This window comes from Pseudomonas sp. P4_B4 (genome assembly GCF_056402255.1).
In genome coordinates this window covers 13260-35356 of sequence record NZ_JBFUHS010000017.1, presented here as the reverse complement: position 1 = coordinate 35356, position 22097 = coordinate 13260, and the positions used below count along the sequence as shown (strand labels likewise).

General features: G+C 62.3%; 9 protein-coding genes and 1 pseudogene. 9 read left to right on the top strand and 1 reads right to left on the bottom strand.

Annotated features, from left to right (window positions below):
- Positions 1 to 9: 9 nt before the first annotated feature.
- Positions 10 to 1506, bottom strand: a complete 1497-nt coding sequence (locus AC1DVE_RS18745; protein ID WP_223531904.1) for a sensor histidine kinase — start codon at positions 1504 to 1506, stop codon at positions 10 to 12.
- Between the two features lie 72 nt (positions 1507 to 1578).
- Here AC1DVE_RS18745 and AC1DVE_RS18740 point away from each other — a divergent pair, with 72 nt between their 5' ends.
- The 9 genes and pseudogenes from AC1DVE_RS18740 (at position 1579) to qhpG (ending at position 22022) form a co-directional block, all read left to right on the top strand.
- The gene (locus tag AC1DVE_RS18740; RefSeq protein ID WP_223454539.1) at positions 1579 to 2103 is read left to right on the top strand and encodes a hypothetical protein; all 525 of its coding nucleotides are present in this window, start codon (positions 1579 to 1581) and stop codon (positions 2101 to 2103) included.
- 298 nt (positions 2104 to 2401) lie between these two features.
- Positions 2402 to 13189, top strand: a complete 10788-nt coding sequence (locus AC1DVE_RS18735; RefSeq protein ID WP_477784117.1) for a peroxidase family protein — start codon at positions 2402 to 2404, stop codon at positions 13187 to 13189.
- 341 nt (positions 13190 to 13530) lie between these two features.
- Positions 13531 to 13612 (top strand): annotated as a pseudogene (locus AC1DVE_RS18730) (hypothetical protein); the annotation flags it as partial.
- A 185-nt stretch (positions 13613 to 13797) separates the two neighbouring features.
- A complete protein-coding gene (locus tag AC1DVE_RS18725) occupies positions 13798 to 15027 on the top strand; it encodes a Zn-dependent hydrolase (RefSeq protein ID WP_223456456.1) in 1230 nt (409 codons plus the stop codon).
- Positions 15028 to 15178: 151 nt separating this feature from the next.
- Complete coding sequence (locus AC1DVE_RS18720; protein WP_223456458.1) at positions 15179 to 16204, top strand: histone deacetylase family protein; 1026 nt, start codon at positions 15179 to 15181, stop codon at positions 16202 to 16204.
- 233 nt (positions 16205 to 16437) lie between these two features.
- On the top strand, positions 16438 to 18342 hold the full coding sequence (locus AC1DVE_RS18715) for a sigma-54-dependent Fis family transcriptional regulator (RefSeq protein WP_223533834.1): 1905 nt from the start codon (positions 16438 to 16440) through the stop codon (positions 18340 to 18342).
- Positions 18342 to 20060, top strand: a complete 1719-nt coding sequence (locus tag AC1DVE_RS18710; RefSeq protein ID WP_223456462.1) for an ABC transporter ATP-binding protein — start codon at positions 18342 to 18344, stop codon at positions 20058 to 20060. The genes AC1DVE_RS18715 and AC1DVE_RS18710 overlap by 1 nt, the downstream gene beginning before the upstream one ends.
- On the top strand, positions 20050 to 20727 hold the full coding sequence (qhpE, locus tag AC1DVE_RS18705; RefSeq protein WP_223456465.1) for a subtilisin-like serine protease QhpE: 678 nt from the start codon (positions 20050 to 20052) through the stop codon (positions 20725 to 20727). Before AC1DVE_RS18710 ends, qhpE begins: the two co-directional genes overlap by 11 nt.
- A complete protein-coding gene (qhpG, locus tag AC1DVE_RS18700) occupies positions 20724 to 22022 on the top strand; it encodes a flavin-dependent monooxygenase QhpG (RefSeq protein ID WP_223456467.1) in 1299 nt (432 codons plus the stop codon). Before qhpE ends, qhpG begins: the two co-directional genes overlap by 4 nt.
- Positions 22023 to 22097: the final 75 nt, after the last annotated feature.

Sequence of the window (22097 nt, the reverse complement as noted above, 5' to 3'; positions counted from 1 at the left end):
GCACGGTGATCAGATTTTGAACTGCGCCCTGGCTTTGGTACCGGCATGGGGCGCCGATTCAATGATGAATATTCCGCCGAGGGATTCGACGCGATAGCGCATGCCGACAAGGCCCAGATGAGTTCTACCTCGACCTGGTACACTCGGTTTTTCGGTTGAAATACCCACTCCCGCATCCTCGACTTGCACTTCCAGTAGCCCTTCGCAGTAAGAGGCACTGAGTTTTTGGCCTTTTCCACCGGCGTGAATATAGGCATTGTTCAATGCTTCCTGGGCGAAGCGGTAAATACAAATTTTATGCGCTATCGGTACATCCTCTGGAAGAGTATCAAGCTCCAGTTCGACTCGCGTCTCGGTTCGCTCTTCGTGCCGCTCGGCAAGCAATACCAGCGCATCGTGCAGGGTCAGATCATTGACTTCCGGAAGTGCCAGGCCGAGTGATATTTCCCGCACTTCGTTTAAAGCATCCTTACCGGCACGTCTGATCATTTCGAGGACTTCCCCATCTGAGGCGCCTTGCGAATCTTCGAGCTCTTCAAGGCGAAGGAGAATAAGAGACAACAGCTGAGCAGGACCATCATGAAGATCTGCCCCGATCCGACGAAGAGTGAGCTCATTGATTCTGGAGAATTCGCGATTAGCTGTAGTGACTTTGCGCTGAAGGGCGGCATTATTTGAGTGCAACTTTGCTTGCTCATGCATTCGCCATTCAAGTGCTGTTTCATGCTGCTTTATAATCTTGTCGTCACGCCGAACGATAAAAAATAACAGTAAAAGCATGGCCATCGTTGCTGTACCAACAATCGCCCATACTTTCTTGCGAACGTTATTTATTTCGCGCTGTAACGCTTCCGCGGTTTCGTAGAACTCACCCACCGCAATAATCTTTCCAGTACCCGCTTCGCGCAGTGGAGCAAAAATTTCATAGAACGGAATATTCAGGCTTCGCTCAAAAGCATCCTCAGTATCATCCTCAAAATCATTGTCCAGCTCTGTATAGATCTTGCCTGTCAGCGCCTGTGAGATCTCCTCTGTCGGAAAATGTTTTTGGACCGCGGATTTGTCGGCGCTGTAGACAATCGTGCCGTCTGGAAGCCAGATCTTCACCGAGACAACATGGGTACTGAACGAGGTGCTGGACAGCAGCTGATCAATGGTCTGAATAGTTCCATCGGGGAGTTCTTTGGCAGTGGTTAATCCTTGGACGAAAGGTTCGAGGAAGTTCTGCATATAACGCGCGCCCGTCTCTGCCGCCGTTTGAACCGTTGCTTCTTCGATACTCTGGCTTACGAGGTTTCCAACGAACGTCATGGTCAAACCCAGAATTATTGTGGCGCAGATTACGAACTGGGTTGAGCGGCTCAAATGGCGCAATTTCGCACGGGGGCCCTGGCTCCCGGGCACTCCGCTACTGGACGTTTGGCCAGTGTCTGATTCGACCAAGGTCTGATCCGAATCATTGACCAAGGTCTCAGAATTTGATTGGGCTTTCGTCTCTGTACACATCCGGGTAGCCCCTCAATACTCATTTTTAATGGAGTGTAGAGCTAGCGTTTGAGGTTGAAGGCGGGAGGCGCGATGAATAGTTCAAAAAGATTCTCGATCAATCTGGATCATCGCTATTTCCGGCAACAACGGCCGGGGGTTATTACCAATAGTGTGGCCGGCCATTCGCGCCCTGTACTGTCACCTTACGGCCATACAGGCCAGGATGTCTGCCCGCTGGGCATTCAAGTCGAACTCAGTTCACTTGAAATCTCTGTTGAGAAAACGTTCCAGTACAATTTTCAGTACGACAGTGTGGGTGTTCCACTCAATCAGAACCAAACCCATGGTTCTAATGATTTCCTGACTCCGCCACCAGGCGTGTGGAACCCGTCTCCAATACATACTAGTCAATTCGTGGTCGATGCCCGTTTGCTCATGGATAAAAGGCTTGTTGACGAAGCCGCATGGAGGCAGAACCGTGCCATCACCCCTCAGGAAGTCCCGGACTATGGCGATCTTCGCGAGCATATTCCGGCCAATGACTCTGATCGCTGGATGTGTGGCATCTGTGACAAGCCCCTTATGCCTGAGAGAGCTACATGGACAAATGCATAGAGCCCCGATACGTGACGAGGCCTTTAGTAAGTTGCACCTTCTATTCAACCTGCATTCATGGGCCGTCGCCTCCTTGATGCGCAACACCAGCCTGTAAATACGGTTGCCATGGGGCATTGATCCTCAGTTGAGCACTGCTGATCGCACGCGATTCAGTAAGGGCTCGGTGCGGCCGTGAAATCAGGTCCCGTCGTTCAATTTCTGTTTTTTGTTTATGGGGTTCAACACTAAACCACGCGTTTGCAGCCGTGTTTTATGCGTGTGGTTTCCTGACTAGTCAAGCATCGAGGAAACAGCCATGGCCAGCTTCATCAAGTCCGATCTTGAGTTCATTCTCGAACAAATTTTCATCGCTGAACGGAATGCGGCAGGCGCGAGTCTGGCTGACATGCTGCCGAACGTAGAGGTACCCTTCGGCCTGCGCACCGTCTCCGGCATCGACAACAACCTGGCCAATCCCCAGTTCGGTGCCGCCGACAATTTCTTTCCGCGCATGACGACGCCGGTGTTCAATACCGCGCAGGTCCAGCCGGTCGGCTTCTTCGGTCCCGCCGATCCTGGCGGAACCACGCCGACCTCCTACCTGCAGACCAGCGGTTTCGTCTTCGACTCGCAGCCGCGCACCATCAGCAACCTGATCGTCGACCAGACCGCCAACAATCCGGCGGCGGTCGCGGCCGCAGCGGCCAATCCGGATTCACAGGTGGTCACCAGCCCCGGGCTGGATGGCCTGTTCGGCACCGCCGATGACATTTCCGTCTTCCAGATCCCCAATATCACGCCGGACGCGGGCCTGACCGCGCCCTTCAACGCCTGGATGACCTTCTTCGGCCAGTTCTTCGACCACGGCCTGGACCTGGTCACCAAGGGCGGCAGCGGCACGGTGTTCATTCCGCTGCAGCCCGACGATCCACTGTTCGTGCCTGGCAGCCCGACTAACTTCATGGTATTGACGCGAGCCACCAATCTGCCCGGTCCCGACGGCATCCTCGGCACCGCCGATGACATCCACGAGCAGAGCAACACCACCTCGCCGTTTGTCGACCAGAACCAGACCTACAGCTCGCATCCTTCGCACCAGGTATTCCTGCGCGCCTATGAGCTCAACGCCGCCGGCGATCCGGTGGCCACCGGCAAGCTGATCGAGAACCGGACTGCCGGTGTCGACGGCATCCTGTTTACCGGTGACGACAGTTTGACGGGTGGCATGGCCACCTGGAAGGTGGTCAAGGCGCAGGCGAACGCGCTTCTGGGCATCAACCTCACCGATGCCGATTTCGACAACGTGCCGCTGCTGGCGACCGACGCCTATGGCAACTTCATCAAGGGGCCCAACGGCCTTCCGCAAGTCGTGATGAAGGGCGCGGATGGCATTGCCGGCACGGCCGACGACGTGCTCGTCGAGGGTAATCTGGCCGCACCCATCAGCCTGACGAACGCCGTGCGCACCGGCCACCAGTTCCTCATCGACATCGCCCACAGCGCCGATCCGACCGGCGGCTTGACGGYTGACGCGGACACCGTCATTGGCGGCCTGCAAGCGCCCGGCACCTACGACAACGAGTTGCTGGATGCGCACTACATCGCCGGCGATGGCCGCGTCAACGAGAACATCGGCCTGACCACGGTGCATTCCATCTTCCACAGCGAGCACAACCGGCTGGTTGACCAGACCAAGGCGACGGTGCTGGCCTCCGCCGACCTCGACTTCCTGAACAAGTGGCTGATGCCCGACGCCCAACTGGCAGCGTTGCCGGTGACGGCGGCCGACATCGCGGCCCTGCACTGGAACGGCGAGCGGTTGTTCCAGGCGGCCAAGTTCGGCACCGAGATGCAGTACCAGCACCTGGTGTTCGAAGAGTTCGCGCGCACCATCCAGCCGCAAGTGGACGTCTTCCTGGCACCCATGGGCAACGACACCACGATCGACCCGTCGATCGTCGCCGAGTTCGCGCACACGGTTTTTCGCTTCGGTCACTCGATGCTGGTGGAGACGGTCGATCGTTTCGATGCCAATTTCAACGTCGTCGGTGACGGCAATCCGATTGCCCCGGGCAATCAACAGACCGGCCTGATCGCGGCCTTCCTCAACCCGCTGGCATTTGCTGCGAGCGGCCCCACTCATGAGCAGGCGGCAGGCGCCATCGTACGCGGCCTGACCCGTCAGGTCGGCAACGAGATCGACGAGTTCGTGACCGACGCGGTGCGCAACAACCTGGTCGGTCTGCCGCTGGACCTGGCCGCCCTCAACCTGGCGCGCGGCCGCGACACCGGCATCCCGTCGCTGAATGAGGCGCGGCGCGAGTTCTACCACATGACCGGCGACAGCCAGTTGACCCCCTACACGAGCTGGGCCGATTTCGTGCAGCACATGAAACACCCGGAATCGCTGATCAACTTCATCGCCGCCTACGGCACGCATTCAACCATCACTAGCGCTACGACGCTGGCGGGCAAACGCGCCGCGGCTGCGGATCTGGTGCTCGGTAGCGCCACGGCGCCGGCTGATCGCCTGGACTTCCTGCACAGTACCGGCGCCTGGGCCAGCACCGCGGGTGCGGACGGTATTCTGAACACCGCAGACGACGTGACCACCACCGGCCTGGACTCCGTCGACTTCTGGATCGGCGGCCTGGCCGAGGAGAAGATGCCCTTTGGCGGCCTGCTGGGTTCGAGCTTCAACTTCGTCTTCGAAACCCAGTTGGAAAACCTGCAGAATGGCGACCGCTTCTACTACTTGGCCCGCACCGCAGGACTCAACTTCGGCACCGAGCTTGAGAACAATTCGTTCGCCAATCTGGTGATGCTCAACAGCGACGCAACACACCTGTCGGCTAACATATTCCTGACGCCGGCCTTCATCCTGGAGACCGACCCGACGCACCAGTTCAATCAGAGTGTGGTGGCCGGCCCGGACGGCATCGTCGGCACGCTCGACGATCTGCCCGCCAACGCCGACCCCTTTGGCCCGTCGGAGCACCCGATCGGCTCACCACGGATTGACCATTTCACGCCGCTGGTGATCCGCGACAACCCCGCCACAGTGGGCCCGGATACCAACTACCTGCACTACACCGGCGGCGATACGGTCGTGCTGGGTGGCACGGTCGGCAACGATATCCTCATTGCCGGCGACTCGGACGACGACACCGTCTATGGCGACGCCGGCAACGACCGGCTCGACGGCGGCTACGGCAACGACAACGTCTTTGGCGGTGCCGGCGACGACATCATCACCGACATCGGCGGCAGCGACACCCTGCGCGGCGAGGACGGCAACGACGTCATCCAGGCCGGCAACTCGACCCTCGGCCTCAACAACCTGGTCTTCGGCGGCGCTGGCAAAGACTTCATCATCACCACCGAAGACATCACCATGACCTTCGCCGGCGCGGGCGACGATTTCATCCTCGGCGCCAAGGTCAACCTCGCGCCGACCGGCAACGAAGGCGACGACTGGATCGAGGGCGGCACCCAGGACGGTGCGCCCGGCGATAACATGAGCCCGACCTTGTCCGACGATGTGCCCGGCAACGACATCTTCATCGGCACCGGCGGATTCGATGAAATGATCGGCGAGGGCGGCGACGACACCTTCGTCGCCAGCGACGCTCAGGACAAGATGGACGGCATGTCCGGGTTCGACTGGACCACCTACAAAAATGACAAGTTCGGCGTGACCGTCGACATGGTCACCCCGTTCTTCAGTCCCTATCACCCGGTGGCCGATGCCGCGGGCAATATCGTGGGTGCGGTGGCGCAATCGCCCGATGCGGTCTATGACCGGTTCGCGGAAGTGGAGGGCCTGTCGGGGTCGGCCTTCGCCGACTTCCTGCGCGGCGATGAACAAAACGCAGCCATCATCGCCAACATCACGGCCAGGGGCAGCATCCTCACCAACTTCGATCTCGTCAGCGGCCTGCGGGCCTTCGTCGGCAGCGCCGGATTCGGTGCCGACGGTATCGGGGGGACGGCCGACGATCAGTTCGGCGCGGGCAACATCATCCTCGGCGGCGATGGCAGCGACATCATCGAAGGCCGTGGCGGTAGCGACCTCATCGACGGCGACAGTTGGCTCAACGTGCGCATCAGCGTGCGTCAGAACGTGGATGGCACCGGGCCGGAGATCGCCAGCTTCGACAGCATGACGCCGATGATCCCGCTCATGCTGAACGGTACCTACAACCCCGGCCAGCTCGTCGCCGTGCGCGAAATCCTGCCCGGTACATCCGCAGGCGGGGCTGCGTTTGACACCGTCAACTTCCTGGGCCCTCTGGCGAACTACACGATCGCCGTCAACGGCATCGTCGTCGATCCCGCCATTCCCCTCGATATCGCCGGCACCGACATCGTCACCGTGACCGACAATGTAGGCAAGGAAGAAACCGACCGTCTCACCCACATCGAGCGGCTGCAGTTCTCCGATCAGGCAGTGGTCCTCGTGCAGGGGGTCAACGCCGAGCCTGTGGGTGCACTGACGGTCGATAACACCGCACCGACCGTTGGCCAGACGCTGACCGTGTCGGCGGCAGGCATCACCGATGACGACAACGCGGGCGGGGGGATCAACAATTCCATCAGTTACATATGGCAGGTTGAAGCGGCACCGGGCTCGGGCGTCTTCGAGGACATCATCCTCGGGCCAGGCCGCATCGGTCTCGGATTTACAAGAGCGGACGCGCCCACTCTCACGGTGACGTCGGATCTTGCCGGCCTGGCAGTGCGCGTCAAAGGCATCTATGCGGACGATAATGGCGTGACCGAGCAGGTATTCTCGGCACCGACCACGGCAATAGTGGCCGCGGCGCCGGCCCCCGCACCGGCGCCTTCGCTGATCGATCCGCAGACCACTGCCCCCAGCAACGGTGTGCGTTACACGCAATCCGACCTGGCGTTCATCCTTGACCAGATCAAGATCGCGGAACACAACGCGGCGGGTGAGAACCTGGTTTCTCTGCTGCCGAATATACGGATGCCGTTCGGTTTGCGCACGGTCGAAGGGACGGAAAACAACCTGCTTCATCCCGAGTTCGGTGCTGCCGATAACGTATTCCCGCGCCTGACCACGCCGGACTTCCGCACGGCCGACGCCGGCACGAGCTACACCCAGACCAGCGGCCTGGTGATCGATTCGCAGCCGCGCACCATCAGCAACCTGATCGTCGACCAGACAGCCAACAACCCGGCGGCGGTCGCGGCCACCTTCGATCCGGGTCTGGATGGCATCCTTGGCACGGCTGACGATGTCTTGAAGGTCGGTGCACAGGTGGTTACCGGTACCCGCACCGATGGCACGACGTTCCAGACCTTCTTCGACCCGAACGTGAGCCCCGACGCGGGCCTGACCGCGCCCTTCAACCAATGGATGACCTTCTTCGGCCAGTTTTTCGACCATGGACTGGACCTCGTCACCAAGGGCGGCTCGGGCACCGTGTTCGTTCCGCTGCAGCCGGATGACCCGCTGTTCGTGCCCGGTAGCCCGACCAACTTCATGGTGCTGACGCGTGCCACCAATCAGCCCGGTCCCGATGGCATTCTGGGCACGGCCGACGACATCCACGAGAACACCAACACCACCTCGCCGTTTGTCGACCAGAACCAGACCTACAGCTCGCATCCCTCGCATCAGGTGTTCCTGCGCGCGTACGAGTTCAACGCTGCCGGTGATCCGGTGGCCACCGGCAAGTTGATCGAGAATCGTGATCTGGGCGCCGATGGCGTGTTCGGTACGGCCGACGACGTCGGGATCGGTGGCATGGCCACCTGGAAGGTAGTCAAGGCGCAAGCCCATGATCTGCTCGGCATCAATCTCACCGATGCCGATTTCGACAACGTGCCGTTGCTCGCGACCGACGCCTACGGCAATTTCATCAAGGGCCCCAACGGCTTTCCGCAGGTCGTGATGAAGGGGGCGGATGGCATTGCCGGCACGGCCGACGATGTGCTCGTCGAAGGTAATCCGCTGGCGCCCATCAGCCTGGTCGATGCCGTGCGCACCGGTCATGCCTTCCTCAACGACATTGCGCACACTGCCGTTCCGGTGGACGGCCAGACCGGCGCAGCGCTCCTGCCTGATGTAGACACCGTCGTCGGCGGGCCGGTAGCCGCCGGCTTCTACGACAACGAACTGCTGGATGCGCACTACATCGCTGGCGACGGCCGGGTCAACGAGAACATTGGCCTGACCACCGTCCATTCCATCTTCCACCATGAGCACAACCGCCTGGTCGATCACACCATGGCGGTGGTCCTGGCGACAGCGGCAAGTGGCGATGTGTCGTTCCTGAACGAGTGGCTGCTGACGCCCGTCACTGCCGTTCCTGCCGACACCTCGACCCTCGACTGGAACGGCGAGCGCCTGTTCCAGACCGCGAAGTTCGGCACCGAGATGCAGTACCAGCACCTGGTGTTCGAGGAGTTCGCGCGCACGATCCAGCCGATGGTCGATCCCTTCTTCGCCCCGGGCCAGGTGTACGACACCGCGATCGATCCGAGCATCGTTGCCGAGTTCGCGCACACCGTCTATCGCTTCGGGCACTCGATGCTGCTGGAGCAGGTCGACCGGCTGGATCCGAACTTCGCCTCAAGCGATATCGGGCTGATTCAGGCCTTCCTCAACCCGATCGCGTTCGCGGGCAGCGGTCCGACCCCGGAACAGGCGGCCGGTGCCATCGTGCGCGGCGTGACCCGCCAGGTAGGCAACGAGATTGACGAGTTCGTCACTGAAGCCCTGCGCAACAATCTGCTCGGCCTGCCGCTCGATCTGCCTGCCATCAACCTGGCGCGCGGCCGCGATACCGGCATTCCGTCGCTGAACGCGGCGCGGCGGGAGTTCTATCTGCCTACTGGCGACGCAGAGCTGAAGCCTTACACCAGTTGGGCCGATTTCGTGCAGCACATAAAACATCCGGAATCGCTGATCAACTTCATCGCCGCCTACGGCACGCACTCGACCATCACCGGCGCCATCACGCTGGCGGACAAGCGCGCAGCGGCTGCGGACCTGGTGTTAGGCGGCGCGACTGCACCGGCCGACCGTGTCGACTTCCTGAACAGCACGGGAGCCTGGGCCAGCACCGCCGGTGCGGACGGTATTCTGAACACCGCAGACGACGTGACCATCACCGGCCTGGACAACGTCGACTTCTGGGTTGGCGGGCTGGCCGAGGAGAAAATGCCCTTTGGCGGCATGCTCGGCTCGACCTTCAACTTCGTCTTCGAGAACCAGATGGAGAAACTCCAGGACGGAGACCGCTTCTACTATCTGGAGCGCACCGCCTCGATGGACTTTGGCGCGGAGCTTGAGAACAACACGTTCTCCGCGCTGGTCATGGCCAATACCGACGCAACACACCTCTCGGCCAGGGTTTTCCTGACGCCGGCTTACACTCTGGAGGTCAACCAGGCGAACCAGTACAACCCGAGTGTGGTGGCCGGGCCCGACGGCATCGTCGGCACGATCGATGATCTGCCAGTCACCGCCGATCCGTTTGGTCCGTCGGTCCACCCGATTGGCTCACCGCGCACTGATTTTCTCACGCCGCTGGTGATCCGCGACAACCCCGGCACAGTGGGCCCGGATACCAACTACCTGCACTACACCGGCGCTGATACGGTCGTGCTCGGCGGCACGCCCGGCAACGATATCCTCATTGCCGGCGACTCGGACGATGACACTGTCTATGGCGATGCCGGTAACGACCGGATCGATGGCGGCTACGGTAACGACCAACTCCTTGGCGGTACCGGTGACGACATCATCACCGACATCGGCGGCGACGACGTCATCCACGGCGAGGACGGCAACGACGTCATCCAGGGCGGCAACGGCCTGAACCTGATCCTCGGCCAGGCCGGCCAGGACTTCATCATCACTGGCGAGGACGCGGCCGACAGCAGTGGCGGCCTGGGCAACGACTTCATCCTCGGCAGCAAGGCGAACGAGTTCGCGCGCGGCGGTGAAGGCGACGACTGGATCCAGGGCGGATCCGCCGATGGCGTTGCCGGCGACAACTTCGACCCATTCGGCAACGATCCGATCATTGGCAACGATGTCTTCATGGGCGATGGCGGACCGGATAACTTCGATGGGGAAGGCGGTGATGACATCATGGTCGGCAGCCCCAGCGAGGCGGACCGTTTCATCGGGTTCTCCGGTTACGACTGGGCGACCTACAAGGACGATCCGGTCGGCGTGACCATTGGCCTCAACTCCAGTCAGCGCTTCTTCGATCAGCCGGCGGTGCCCGGTTCCACCGCGTCGATCCTTGCCCGGTTGGACCTGGTGGAAGGGCTGTCGGGATCGGCACACGCCGATTTCCTCAGCGGCGATGATTCCACCGCGGTAACGCTCGCTATCGCTGGCGCCACGGGCAGCGTGCTCACCAACTTCGACCTCATCAGTGGTCTGCGGGCGTTCGTCGGCGCCGCTGCTGCTGGCACCGATGGCATCGTGGGTACTGCAGACGATAAGTTCGACGGGGGCAACATTATCCTGGGTGGTGCCGGCAGCGACGTCATCGAAGGCCGTGCCGGCGATGACCTCATCGATGGCGACAAGTGGCTCAACGTGCGCATCAGCGTGCGGCAGAACATCGATGGCACCGGGCCGGAAATCGCCAGTTTCGACAACATGACGCCTCTGGTTCCGCTGATGTTGAACGGTACCTATAACCCCGGCCAGCTCCAGGTCGTCCGTGAAATTCTGACGGCGACCGGTCCCGACTTCGACACGGCGCTGTTCTCCGGCAATTTGGCGGATTACACCGTGATTGAAAACGTCAACGGCACCTATACGGTCATCGACAGTGTCGCTGGCAGGGACGGGACCGACACCCTCAGCAATATCGAGCGGGTGCAGTTCTCCGATCAGGCGATCGTGCTTGGCGGTTTGAACTCGGCGCCAGTCGGTTCGCTGAGGATCGACGATCCTACGCCTGCCGTCGGCCAGGTGCTGACGGTATCGGCGGCAGACATCTCTGATGCCGACAATACCGCGACCGGCGGCGCGATCACCAGTCCCATCAGTTTCTTCTGGCAGTTCGAACCGAGCCCGGGCTCGGGCGTCTTCGAAGACATCACCTTCTTTGCCGCCGGGGAGGTCGCGCGCGCGGAGGGTACGACCGTCACGGTGGGCACGGAACTCAGGGTCCCACCACCGGCGACCCTCATCGGTGCCGTGCCGGCTATCCCGCAACTCGTCGTGCCAACCGGACTGGCTCTGCGCGTCAGGGCAGTCTACAAGGACGCCAATGGCGTGCTGGAGGAGGTGTTCTCGGCGCCGACCGCACCGATCACGCCGGCCGGTACCGGCACCGTCAATGTCCTGCCGGTTGGAGCGGTGCTGATCAGCGATACGACTCCGACGCCAGGCTTTGCCTTGACCGCCACGGATGCGTTCACCGACGCCAACGGGACCACGACTTCGGTGATTACCCATCAGTGGCAGGTGGGGAGCGGTGCGATTTTTACCGACATCGCCGGCGAGACGGGCACGACCTTCACGCCCAGCTCGGCGCAGACCGGTCAGCAACTGCGTGTCGTCGCGAGTTACGTCGATGACCTCGGCACACTCGAGCGGGTCACTTCTGCCGCAACGACAGTGGTCGGCGAACTGTTTGTCGGTACCGCGGGTGTCGACATATGGACCGGCACGATAGGCGACGACTTGGCCAGCGGAGGTGATGGCAACGACATCCTGAACGGCTTGGGCGGCAACGACATCCTCAATGGTGACGCAGGCAATGACATTCTCATCGGGGGTACGGGTGCCGACACGATGGCCGGCGGTGTTGGCGACGATGTCTACGAAGTCACCGACCTTGGGGACGTGGTGACCGAGCTCGCCGGTGCCGGCAACGACACGGTCTGGACCTCGCTCTCGGGCTACACGCTGAGTGCCAACGTCGAAAATCTGTTTTTCGGCGGCAGCGGCAACTTCGCGGGCACCGGCAACGCGCTCGACAACACGCTCGTGGGCGGTGCGGGTAACGACGTCCTGATCGGTGGCGCAGGTGCCGACACGATGGCTGGCGGTGGCGGCAGCGATGTCTACGAAGTCACCGACCTTGGGGACGTGGTAAGCGAGCTCGCCGGTGCTGGCAGCGACACGGTCTGGACCTCGCTCGGGAGCTACGTCCTGGGTGCCAACGTCGAAAATCTGTTTTTCGGCGGCAGCGGCGACTTTGCGGGCACCGGCAACGCGCTCGACAACACGATCGCGGGGGGGGCGGGTAATGACGTCCTCGTCGGTGGCGCAGGTAACGACATCATCATCGGTGGCGCAGGTACCGACACGATGGTCGGTGGCGTCGACAACGATGTCTACGCAGTCGACGACCTCGGGGACGTGGTGACCGAGCTCGCCGGTTCTGGTAGCGACACGGTCTGGACCTCGCTCGGGAGCTACGTCCTGGGTGCCAACGTCGAAAACCTGTTTTTCGGCGGCAGCGGCAACTTTGCGGGCACCGGCAACGCGCTCGACAACGTGATCGTGGGGGGGGCGGGTAATGACATCCTCGTCAGTGCCGCAGGTAACGACGTCATCATCGGTGGCGCAGGTGCCGACACGATGGCCGGCGGTGTCGGCAACGATGTCTACGAAGTCTCCGAGTTTGGGGACGTGGTGAGCGAGCTTGGCGGTGAGGGTATTGACACGGTCTGGACCTCGCTCGGGAGCTACGTCCTGGGTGCCGACGTCGACAACCTGTCTTTCGGCGGCAGCGGCAACTTTGCGGGCACCGGCAACGCGCTCGACAACGTGATCGTGGGGGGGGCGGGTAATGACGTCCTCGTCGGTGGCGCAGGTAACGACGTGATGAGTGGCGGCGTCGCCGGCAACGATATCTTCGCGTTTGGCCCAGGCTTCGGCAACGATACGATCCTGAACTTCGGAGCCAACCCGGCCGCAGGGCAGGACTTGCTCGATATCACGGGGATGGGGGTCACCAGCGCGGTGTTCGCGTCCAACGTGAGCATAACGGCTGACGGGGCGGACACGGTGGTAGGGATCGGGGCGGACACCATCCGCCTGGTGGGTGTCAACAGCGCGGCCGTTGATCAGACGGACTTCATTCTGGTCACTTGAGGTCCTGGTCAGTACTGTCGCAGGGAGCGTGGACAGAGGAGGGGAGGGCAATGGATGCCCTCCCTTTCTTCTTCCATTCAATTGCCCATCAGGAATCGAAGACGTCTATGGCCTGTGTGCCGCACGTCGCGCTCGGCTGCTACCTATGATTATAAGCTGGCGTAATACTTCGAATAATAAATAGAAAATTGACTAATCATGGTCCTGGAACGAAAAATCATCCCCAGACCGGCGCCGCCAGAGCGCCGCGGATTTGCCGTTTCTCTCCTGCCAGAAAAATAACCAAAGGAGTCCCCCATGAAGCCTCCCGCTTCGTCCCAGCCGCTGCCTTCATTGGCACCATGATCGAGTGGTACGACTTTTACATCTATGCCATCGCCGCCGCGCTGGTGTTCGGCGTGTTGTTCTTTCCCGCCGACGACAAACTGTTCAGCACCATGGCCGCTTTCGGCACGTTCGCCGTGGGTGGCGAGTGGGGCGGGGCGGTGTTCTACAGCCTGATCGTCGCGACTTCGCTGCTGTGTGTGCTGTCCCTTGCCCGTCGCCATGCCAGTGCTGAACGTCTGGAACTGGCCAAGGCCTGACCCTGAATTTTCATGGAGAAACACATGTTGAAGATCAATGGCGAACGCCTCTGGGCGAGTCTGATGGCGATGGCCGAAATCGGTGCCACCGCCCGTGGCGGCAGCTGCCGCCTGGCCCTGAGCGACGAGGACAAGGCCGGTCGCGAACTCTTTGCCCACTGGTGCCGCGAAGCCGGCATGACCCTAAGCGTGGATGCCATCGGCAACCTGTTCGCCCGCCGCGCCGGCACCGATCCTGATGCGGCACCGGTGATGATGGGCAGCCACCTCGACACCCAGCCTGAAGGCGGGCGGTTTGATGGCGTGTACGGCGTGCTCGCCGGCCTGGAAGTGGTGCGCTGCCTCAATGATCTGGGCATCCAGACCCGCAAGCCGCTGGAAGTGGCGGTGTGGACCAACGAAGAAGGCGCACGCTTCACCCCGGCGATGTTCGGTTCGGCGGTGTTCACCGGCATCATGGCGCTGGACACCGCACTGGCGGTGCGCGACATCGATGGCATCAGCGTCGCCGAGGCGCTGCAACGTACCGGTTATGCCGGCGAGCGCCCGCTGGGTGGCGCGGTGGATGCGTACTTTGAAGCCCACATCGAACAAGGGCCGATCCTTGAAGATAACGCCAAGAGCATCGGCGTCGTCAGCGGCGGCCAGGCGATTCGCTGGCTCGACGTGCGGGTCGAAGGCATGGCGGCCCACGCCGGCACCACGCCTATGCCGCTGCGCAAGGATGCCTTGTACGGCGTGGCGCAGATGATCCAGGCCATCGAAGGCCTGGCGGCGGACTTCACCCCTGAAGGCCTGACCACGGTGGGTGAATTGAGTATCAACAAGTCGTCGCGCAACACCATTCCGGGCCTGGTGAACTTCACCGTCGACCTGCGTCATCACCGTGATGACACCATCGAGGCGATGGAGCAACAGGTCCGTGCGCGGCTGCAGGCGATAGCCGACGCTCGCGGTTTGAAAATGGCGATCACCCCGCACTGGATCAGCCCGGCGACGCCGTTCGATGCGGACTGTGTGGCGGCGGTGCAGCAGGCCGTGGATGCGCTGGGCTACGCTCAGCAAACGATCGTCAGTGGCGCCGGACATGACGCGATCCACCTGGCGCGATACTGCCCGACGGCCATGGTGTTCATCCCGTGCGTGGGTTGCCTGAGCCACAACGAAGCCGAAGATGTGTTGCCTGAAGACATGCGCCAGGGCACCGATGTGTTGCTCAACGCGGTGTTGGCCCGCGCCGGGAAGGCCGACTAAACACAATCCCTGTAGGAGCGAGCCTGCTCGCGATAGCGGTGGATCAGTCGCCATCAATGTTGAATGTGCCGATCTCATCGCGAGCAGGCTCGCTCCCACAGAGGGATGTGTCCGGTTTCAAGATTTTCGTTAACTGACAGGTATTCATTCCATGCGCAGTTTTTTCCACCCCGAACAATTGCTCCACCATCCACGCAGTTACTACTCCCGAGGCCAGATGCGTACGCCGCAGGAAGTGCCGGAGCGTGCGCAGCGTCTGGTGCAGGCGTCTCATGCGCTGGGTTTCAATGTCGAGCAACCGGCCGATTCCGGGCTCGATCCGCTGCTGGCGGTGCATGGCGCACCGTACCTCACGTTTTTGCAGGAAGCCCATCAGCGCTGGAAAGAGATTCCCGAGGATTGGGGCGACGAGGTGATGTCGAATATCTTCGTCCGCGAGCCCAATGCCCTGCGCGGGATTCTCGCGCAGGCAGCGCGCTATCTGGCCGATGGCAGTTGCCCGGTGGGCGAGCAGACCTGGCGTTCTGCTTACTGGTCGGCGCAAAGCGCCATCGCCGGTGCCCGGGCGTTGCTCGATGGCGAGCCGGCAGCGTATGCCCTGTGCCGTCCACCGGGCCACCACGCCAGGGCCGAAGCGGCGGGTGGTTTCTGTTATGTGAACAACGCGGCGGTGGCGGCGCAGGTATTGCGTGCCGGTTTTTCGCGGGTAGCGGTGCTGGATACCGACATGCACCACGGCCAGGGTATTCAGGAGATCTTCTACGATCGCGATGACGTGCTCTACGTTTCGGTGCACGGCGATCCGACCAACTTCTATCCGGGTGTCGCAGGCTTTGCCGAAGAGCGTGGTGTCGGGGCGGGCGAGGGTTTCAACCTCAACCTGCCGATGGCCCATGGCGCCAGTGAGGCCGACTTCCTCGAGCAACTGGATATGGCGCTGAAAGCTGTGACGGACTTTGGTGCCGAGGTGCTGGTGCTGTCCCTGGGCTTCGATATTTTCGAACTGGACCCGCAAAGCAAAGTGGCGGTGACTCGGGAAGGGTTTGCCGTGCTCGGTGAGCGGATTCGCAGCCTCGGGTTGCCGTGCCTGATCGTGCAGGAGGGCGGGTATCACCTGGAGAGTCTGGAGGATAATGCGCGGGCGTTTTTTGTAAGCCCTGAGGTGTGGCAGCTCTGATTTTTGATTTGTCTCGCAGACCGCTTCGCGAGCAGGCTCGCTCCCACATTTGAACCCGTTGAACTGCAAATTTGTGTTCAACACCGACCACTGTGGGAGCGAGCCTGCTCGCGATGAACGATAACCCGTTCCATAAGCGCCCTACGGCACTTGCCATAGCCCTTACGTTAACGTAAAGATTGCGCCAGGGCGCCGACGTATGAAGGCGCAGGGCGGACGACCCGGAGCGCTTGATGACGCTAATAAAAACAAACTCCCCCAAACTGCATCGCGAAGCCCGGCTGGCCCGGGAAAAGCTGCACCTGGAAGGCGAAGTGCCGGATGGCGTCCTGCGTGCGGAAATCGATGCCTCGTGGCGACGCAGCCTGAGTCATGGCGTGCATTTCAATGCCAAGCACGAGCTGGCGCTAGAGTCGAGTGCCAGCCTCGACGTGTTGCTGGCGAGCAACCGCTTGCTGATCGACGCCGCGCTGCCAGCCATCGATTACCTGGCCGAGCGTCAGGGCAAGGAAGGGCTGATCATCCTGGCCAACTCCGACGCCACCATCCTCGCCGTCGAAGGCCGCGCCGACCGTCTCAAGGGCAGTGGCCTGCAAGACATCACCCTCGGCGCCTGCTGGAGCGAAGCGGTTCGCGGCACCAACGCCCTCGGCACGGCACTGGTGGAAGCCCGGCCGACCCTGATCGATTGCGGCGAACATTATCTGGATCGCCTCAGTGATTTTTCCTGCACTTCGGTGCCGATCCATTGCCCCCAGGGCGACATTCTTGGCGTCCTCGACCTGACCCGCGAAGGCCCCCTCGGCCGCGCCCACGACAGCACTGCGCTGCTGGCCATGGCGGTCAGCCAGATCGAAAGCCGGGTGTTCAACGCCAGTTATCCGGACGAAATCGTCCTGGCCTTTCATAGCCGCAGGCAATACCTGGAATCCCCGTGGCAAGGCCTGCTGGCCGTGAGTCTTGGCGGGCAGATCCTGGCGGTCAGCGCCCAGGCCTGCCAGTTGCTCCACGCCGAGCGCTCGGCCCTGGTCGGTCGGCGCTGCGAGGAGTTTCTCGGAGTCGACGGCCTGCAGTTGTTGGCGCGTCTGCATCAGGGTGGGGCCGGCAGCCTGCAAACCGCCAAGGGCGAGTTCTTCTACAAAACCCTGCGCGCGCCGCAACGCTCGATCAACGTCAGCAGCCCACCGCGGACTGCGGCGAAAACGCCCAAGGCGCAACCGGATCTGGAAGCGCTGGCCGGCAGCAACACGCGCTACGCCCGTGCCTTGCGCATGGCACGTCAAGGCCTGGCCAATGAACTGCCGGTCTTGTTGTTGGGCGAAACCGGCACCGGTAAAGAGGTCATCGCTCGCGCCCTGCACATGGCCGGAAGCCGCTGCGATAAACCCTTCGTGGCGGTGAACTGCGCGGCCATTCCCGAAGGCCTGATCGAGTCCGAACTGTTCGGCTACCGCGAAGGCGCGTTCACCGGTTCACGCCGGGGCGGCATGGTCGGGCGCTTGCAGCAGGCCCATGGCGGCACCTTGTTCCTCGATGAAATCGGCGACATGCCATTGGCCTTGCAGGCCCGGCTGTTGCGGGTGTTGCAGGATCGCAAGGTCGCACCCCTGGGCGCAGGCGAAGAGCAGGACATCGACGTCGCGCTGATCTGCGCCACCCACCGCGACCTCAAGCGTCTGGTGGAAGAAAAACACTTTCGCGAGGACCTGTTCTACCGGGTCAACGGCATCAGCGTGATGCTCCCGGCCCTGCGCGAACGCGAGGATTTCAGCGCGCTCGTCACTCGCATGCTGACGACACTGGGCGCACCCGCCGTGGTCCTGCACGATGATCTCGATCGCTTGCTCAGCGGCTATCACTGGCCGGGCAACATCCGCCAACTGGAGATGGTCCTGCGCACCGCGCTGGCCATGCGCGAACCGGGTGATACCGTGCTGACCCTCGATCACTTGCCCGACAGCATGCTCGACGAGTTGACCGCCAGCGAACGGCCCCAGGCCGGCAGCATCCGGGAAAACGAACTGGAGCTGATCCGTCAGTCCCTGGACACGCACCAAGGCAACGTCTCGGCCGCCGCCGACGCCCTGGGCATCAGCCGCGCGACCCTGTATCGCAAGCTCAAACAGTTGCGTTCGTGATGCAGCGCTTGATCGTTCGGCTGATCGACAGCCAGAACCCCGAGGCCCTGCAAGCGTCACTGCGCTGGCTGTACAGCTTCGTGCGACCCCATCGCCTGGCGATTGCCGGGCTGCTGGGTTTGTCGGTCTGCGCCTCGGCACTGGTACTGGTGCAGCCGTGGCTGACCAAACTGCTGATCGACGATGGCCTGTTGGCGCGCAACTTCCCGATGCTGGTGTTGATTGCCGGGCTGATGATCGTCGCCGGGTTGCTGGGCACGGCGCTTTCCGGCATCAACCGCTACCTGCACACGCGACTGTCCGGGCGCATGCTGTTTGCCCTGCGCGACGACCTGTACCGGCATTTGCAAACCCTGTCGCCGAGCTTTTACGGCCAGCGGCGCATCGGCGACCTGATGTCGCGCCTCGATGGCGACGTCGCGGAAATCCAGCGGTTTGCCGTGGACTCGCTGTTTTCGGCGGTGTCGAGTGTGATCGGTCTGGTGGTTGCCATCGCGATGCTGTTGACGCTGTCGTGGAAACTCTCGCTGCTGGCGGTGGTGCTGATTCCCCTCGATGTCCTCTGGCTGCGCTGGATGCGGCGCAAGGTCGAGCGCGATGTGCGGCAGTTGCGCGAGCGTTCGGCGGACATGTCGTCGTTCATGGTCGAGACGCTGCCGGTGATGAAGTTCATCCAGTCCGCCGGTCAGCAACAGCGCGAAGCGCGGCGCCTCGAGACGCTGGGGCAGGGCTACATGAGCCAGTTGCTGCGCCTGCAAGTCACCGAGTTTTTCACCCAGGCCGTGCCCGGCACCCTGACCTCGCTGTCACGGGCCTGCGCATTTTTGATCGGCGGTTACTGGGTGGTGCAGGGCACCTGGCAACTCGGTGCGCTGATTGCGTTTTCCACTTATCTGGGCATGGCCGTGGGGCCGGTGCAGAGCTTGCTCGGGCTTTACGTCGCCATCCAGCGGATGACCGTCAGCCTCGGCCGGGTGATGGAGTTGCGCGGCGAACAACCGACCGTGTTGACACCCGCCACGCCACGGGCGATGCCCACTGGCGGCGATCTCTGGTTCGACAGCGTGCACTTCGCCCATCCCGGCCGCCAATCGACCCTGCGCGGCATCGAGGCGCGGATCCCCTACGGTATGAAAGTGGCCCTCAGCGGCGGCTCGGGCGTGGGTAAATCCACCCTGATCGACCTGCTGCAACGTCATCACGATCCGCAATCGGGCCGGGTACTGCTGGGCGACGTCGATCTGCGCGAACTGGATCTGTTCCAGTTGCGTCGGCGCATTGCCATCGTCAGCCAGGACATCGTGCTGTTTCGCGGCAGCCTTGCCGACAACCTGGCCTATGCGGTGCCGGACGCCAGCCGCGAAGCGATTGCCGAAGTGGCGCGACTGGCGCAACTCGACAGCCTGATCGAGTCCTTGCCCGAAGGCCTCGACAGCCCGTTGGGCGAGCGTGGCCAGCAGTTGTCCGGAGGGCAGAAGCAACGCATCGCGATTGCCCGGGCGCTGTTGCAGGACCCTTTGATCCTGGTGCTCGATGAAGCCACTTCCGCAGTGGATGAAGCCACCGAACGCGAAGTCATCGACGCCATCGACCGCTTGTTTGCCGGGCGTACGCGCATCCTGATCAGCCATCGCCCTTCAACCCTGGCCGATGCCGATCTGCGTTTCGAGTTGCTCGACGGCGTGCTGACCTCGAAAACGGTGCTGCATGAAACCTGAGTTACGCATTGGTGTGGTGGACAGCGGCCACTCGGCGGCACAACGGGTGCAAGTGATCGCCGGTCGGCGCTTTTCATTGCTAGAAGACGGCCTGGCCGAGGGCGACTTGCGCGACGACCCGCTGGGGCATGGCAGTGCGGTGATCGAGGCGATCGGCCGGCGTGCACCCTCGGCACTGTTTTGCGTGGCGCAGGTGTTCGACCAGCGCGGTGTCACCAGCGCCTTGCAGATCGCCATGGCGATTGACTGGCTGCTGACGCAGGACGTGCGACTGATCAATCTGAGCCTTGGCCTGCGCCAGGATCGCAGCCTGTTGCGCGCCGCCTGTGCGGCGGCGGTGGCGCGGGGCGTACTGCTGTGTGCATCGAGCCCGGCCCAGGGGGAAGGGGTGTTTCCGGCGAACTATCCGCAGGTGTTGCGGGTGACCGGCGATGCGCGGTGCGCCGAGCAGGAATGGTCGTGGCTCAACAGCGCCCAGGCAGATTTCGCTGCGTGTGTGCATGGCACCTACCCGGGGCAATCCGGGGCGAGCCTCGGTTGTGCCGCCTTGAGCGGGCACATCGCCGGGTTCCTCGCCGAACAGCCTGACGCCAGCAATGCGCAAGTCATCGAGTGGTTGCGCGACCATGCCCGCTACCGTGGCCCTGAACGGCGCTTCGGACCATGAACGACATCGTCATTCTTGGCGCCGGACCGGCCGGCGCCGCCGTTGCGCTGGGGCTACGGCGGCTGGGCCATGGCGTCACGCTGATCAGCGAATGGCGTCGGTTTGCCGCGCTCGAAGGCGTGTCCGTGCGGGTTCTCGAGGCTTTGCGCGGCGCGGGCCTGCATCAGGCGTTGGCGGAGGCAGCGCTGCCTTCTCAACGCCAGGTGAACTGGAATGGCCAGCACCATGCGCAGAACATCGAATACTTGCTCGACCGTCCGGTGTTTGACCGAGGCCTGCGTGAGGATTTGCGTCTGGCGGGGGTCGAGCTGATCGAGGGCCGGGTGCTGACGGCTCAGTCATCGGCCAACGGTCATCGAATCGAAATCGACGGATGCGAACCGCTGTTCGCGCCATTTCTCGTGGAAGCTCGAGGACGTCAAGCCCCCGCTATCGGCAAGGGCTTGCGTGGGCCCGAGACGGTCAGCTTGCTCAATCGCTGGCAGGGTTTGCCGGGCAGCACCGCCAGCGCCGTGGAAAGCCTCGAGGACGGCTGGGCGTGGATGGCACGGCGTGCCGACGGCCAGTGTTACTGGCAATGGACGGTGGACGTGGCCAGCGCCGGGTTGCCGGGCAAGGCGATGTTGCTCGATTACTGCCGGCAGCGGCGCCAGGGTTCGAAGCTGGCCGCCGCATTTTTTGCTGGCGAAGCAGAAGGTGATCTACAACTGCACGCCCGCAGCAGCACGGCGATCCTGAGCCCGCAGGTGTGTGGCGATAACTGGATTCGGGTCGGCGATGCGGCAATGGCTGTCGATCCGTTGTCGGGCAACGGGATCTTTCAGTCCTTGTCTTCGGCGTTGCAGGCGCCGGCAGTGATCAACACGCTGCTGTGTAAACCCGAGCGGGCGGCTCTGGCCCAACGTTTCCACCAGCAGCGGGTGGAGCAGTTGTTTTTGCGGTTTGCGCGGATCGGCCGGGATTTTTATGCCGATGAGCAACGCTGGCTGGATCAGCCGTTCTGGCAGGCACGACGGAACTGGCCGGACGCCGAGATGGCCCATGCCGAGGCGGATTTTGCGGCACTGAAAATCGAACGGGCGCCGGTGCTACGTGACGGTTTTGTCGATGAGGCCGAGGTGGTGATCACGGCGGACCAGCCGTTGGGCATCTGGCATGTGCACGGGGTTGAGGTGGCGGCGTTGGTGCAGAGGTTAAAGCAGGGCGAGCCTGCGGATCAGGTGTTGGCCGGTTTGACGGTGGAGCAGGGGCGGATGGTTCGCAGCTGGTTGCTGGGTCAGGGTTTCAAACCCTGAGTGAAGAACGTCCGGACCCGGCGAAAAGCCTGTTCTCCCAGCGCAAAGCATCGTAATTTACGCGCCATAACGACA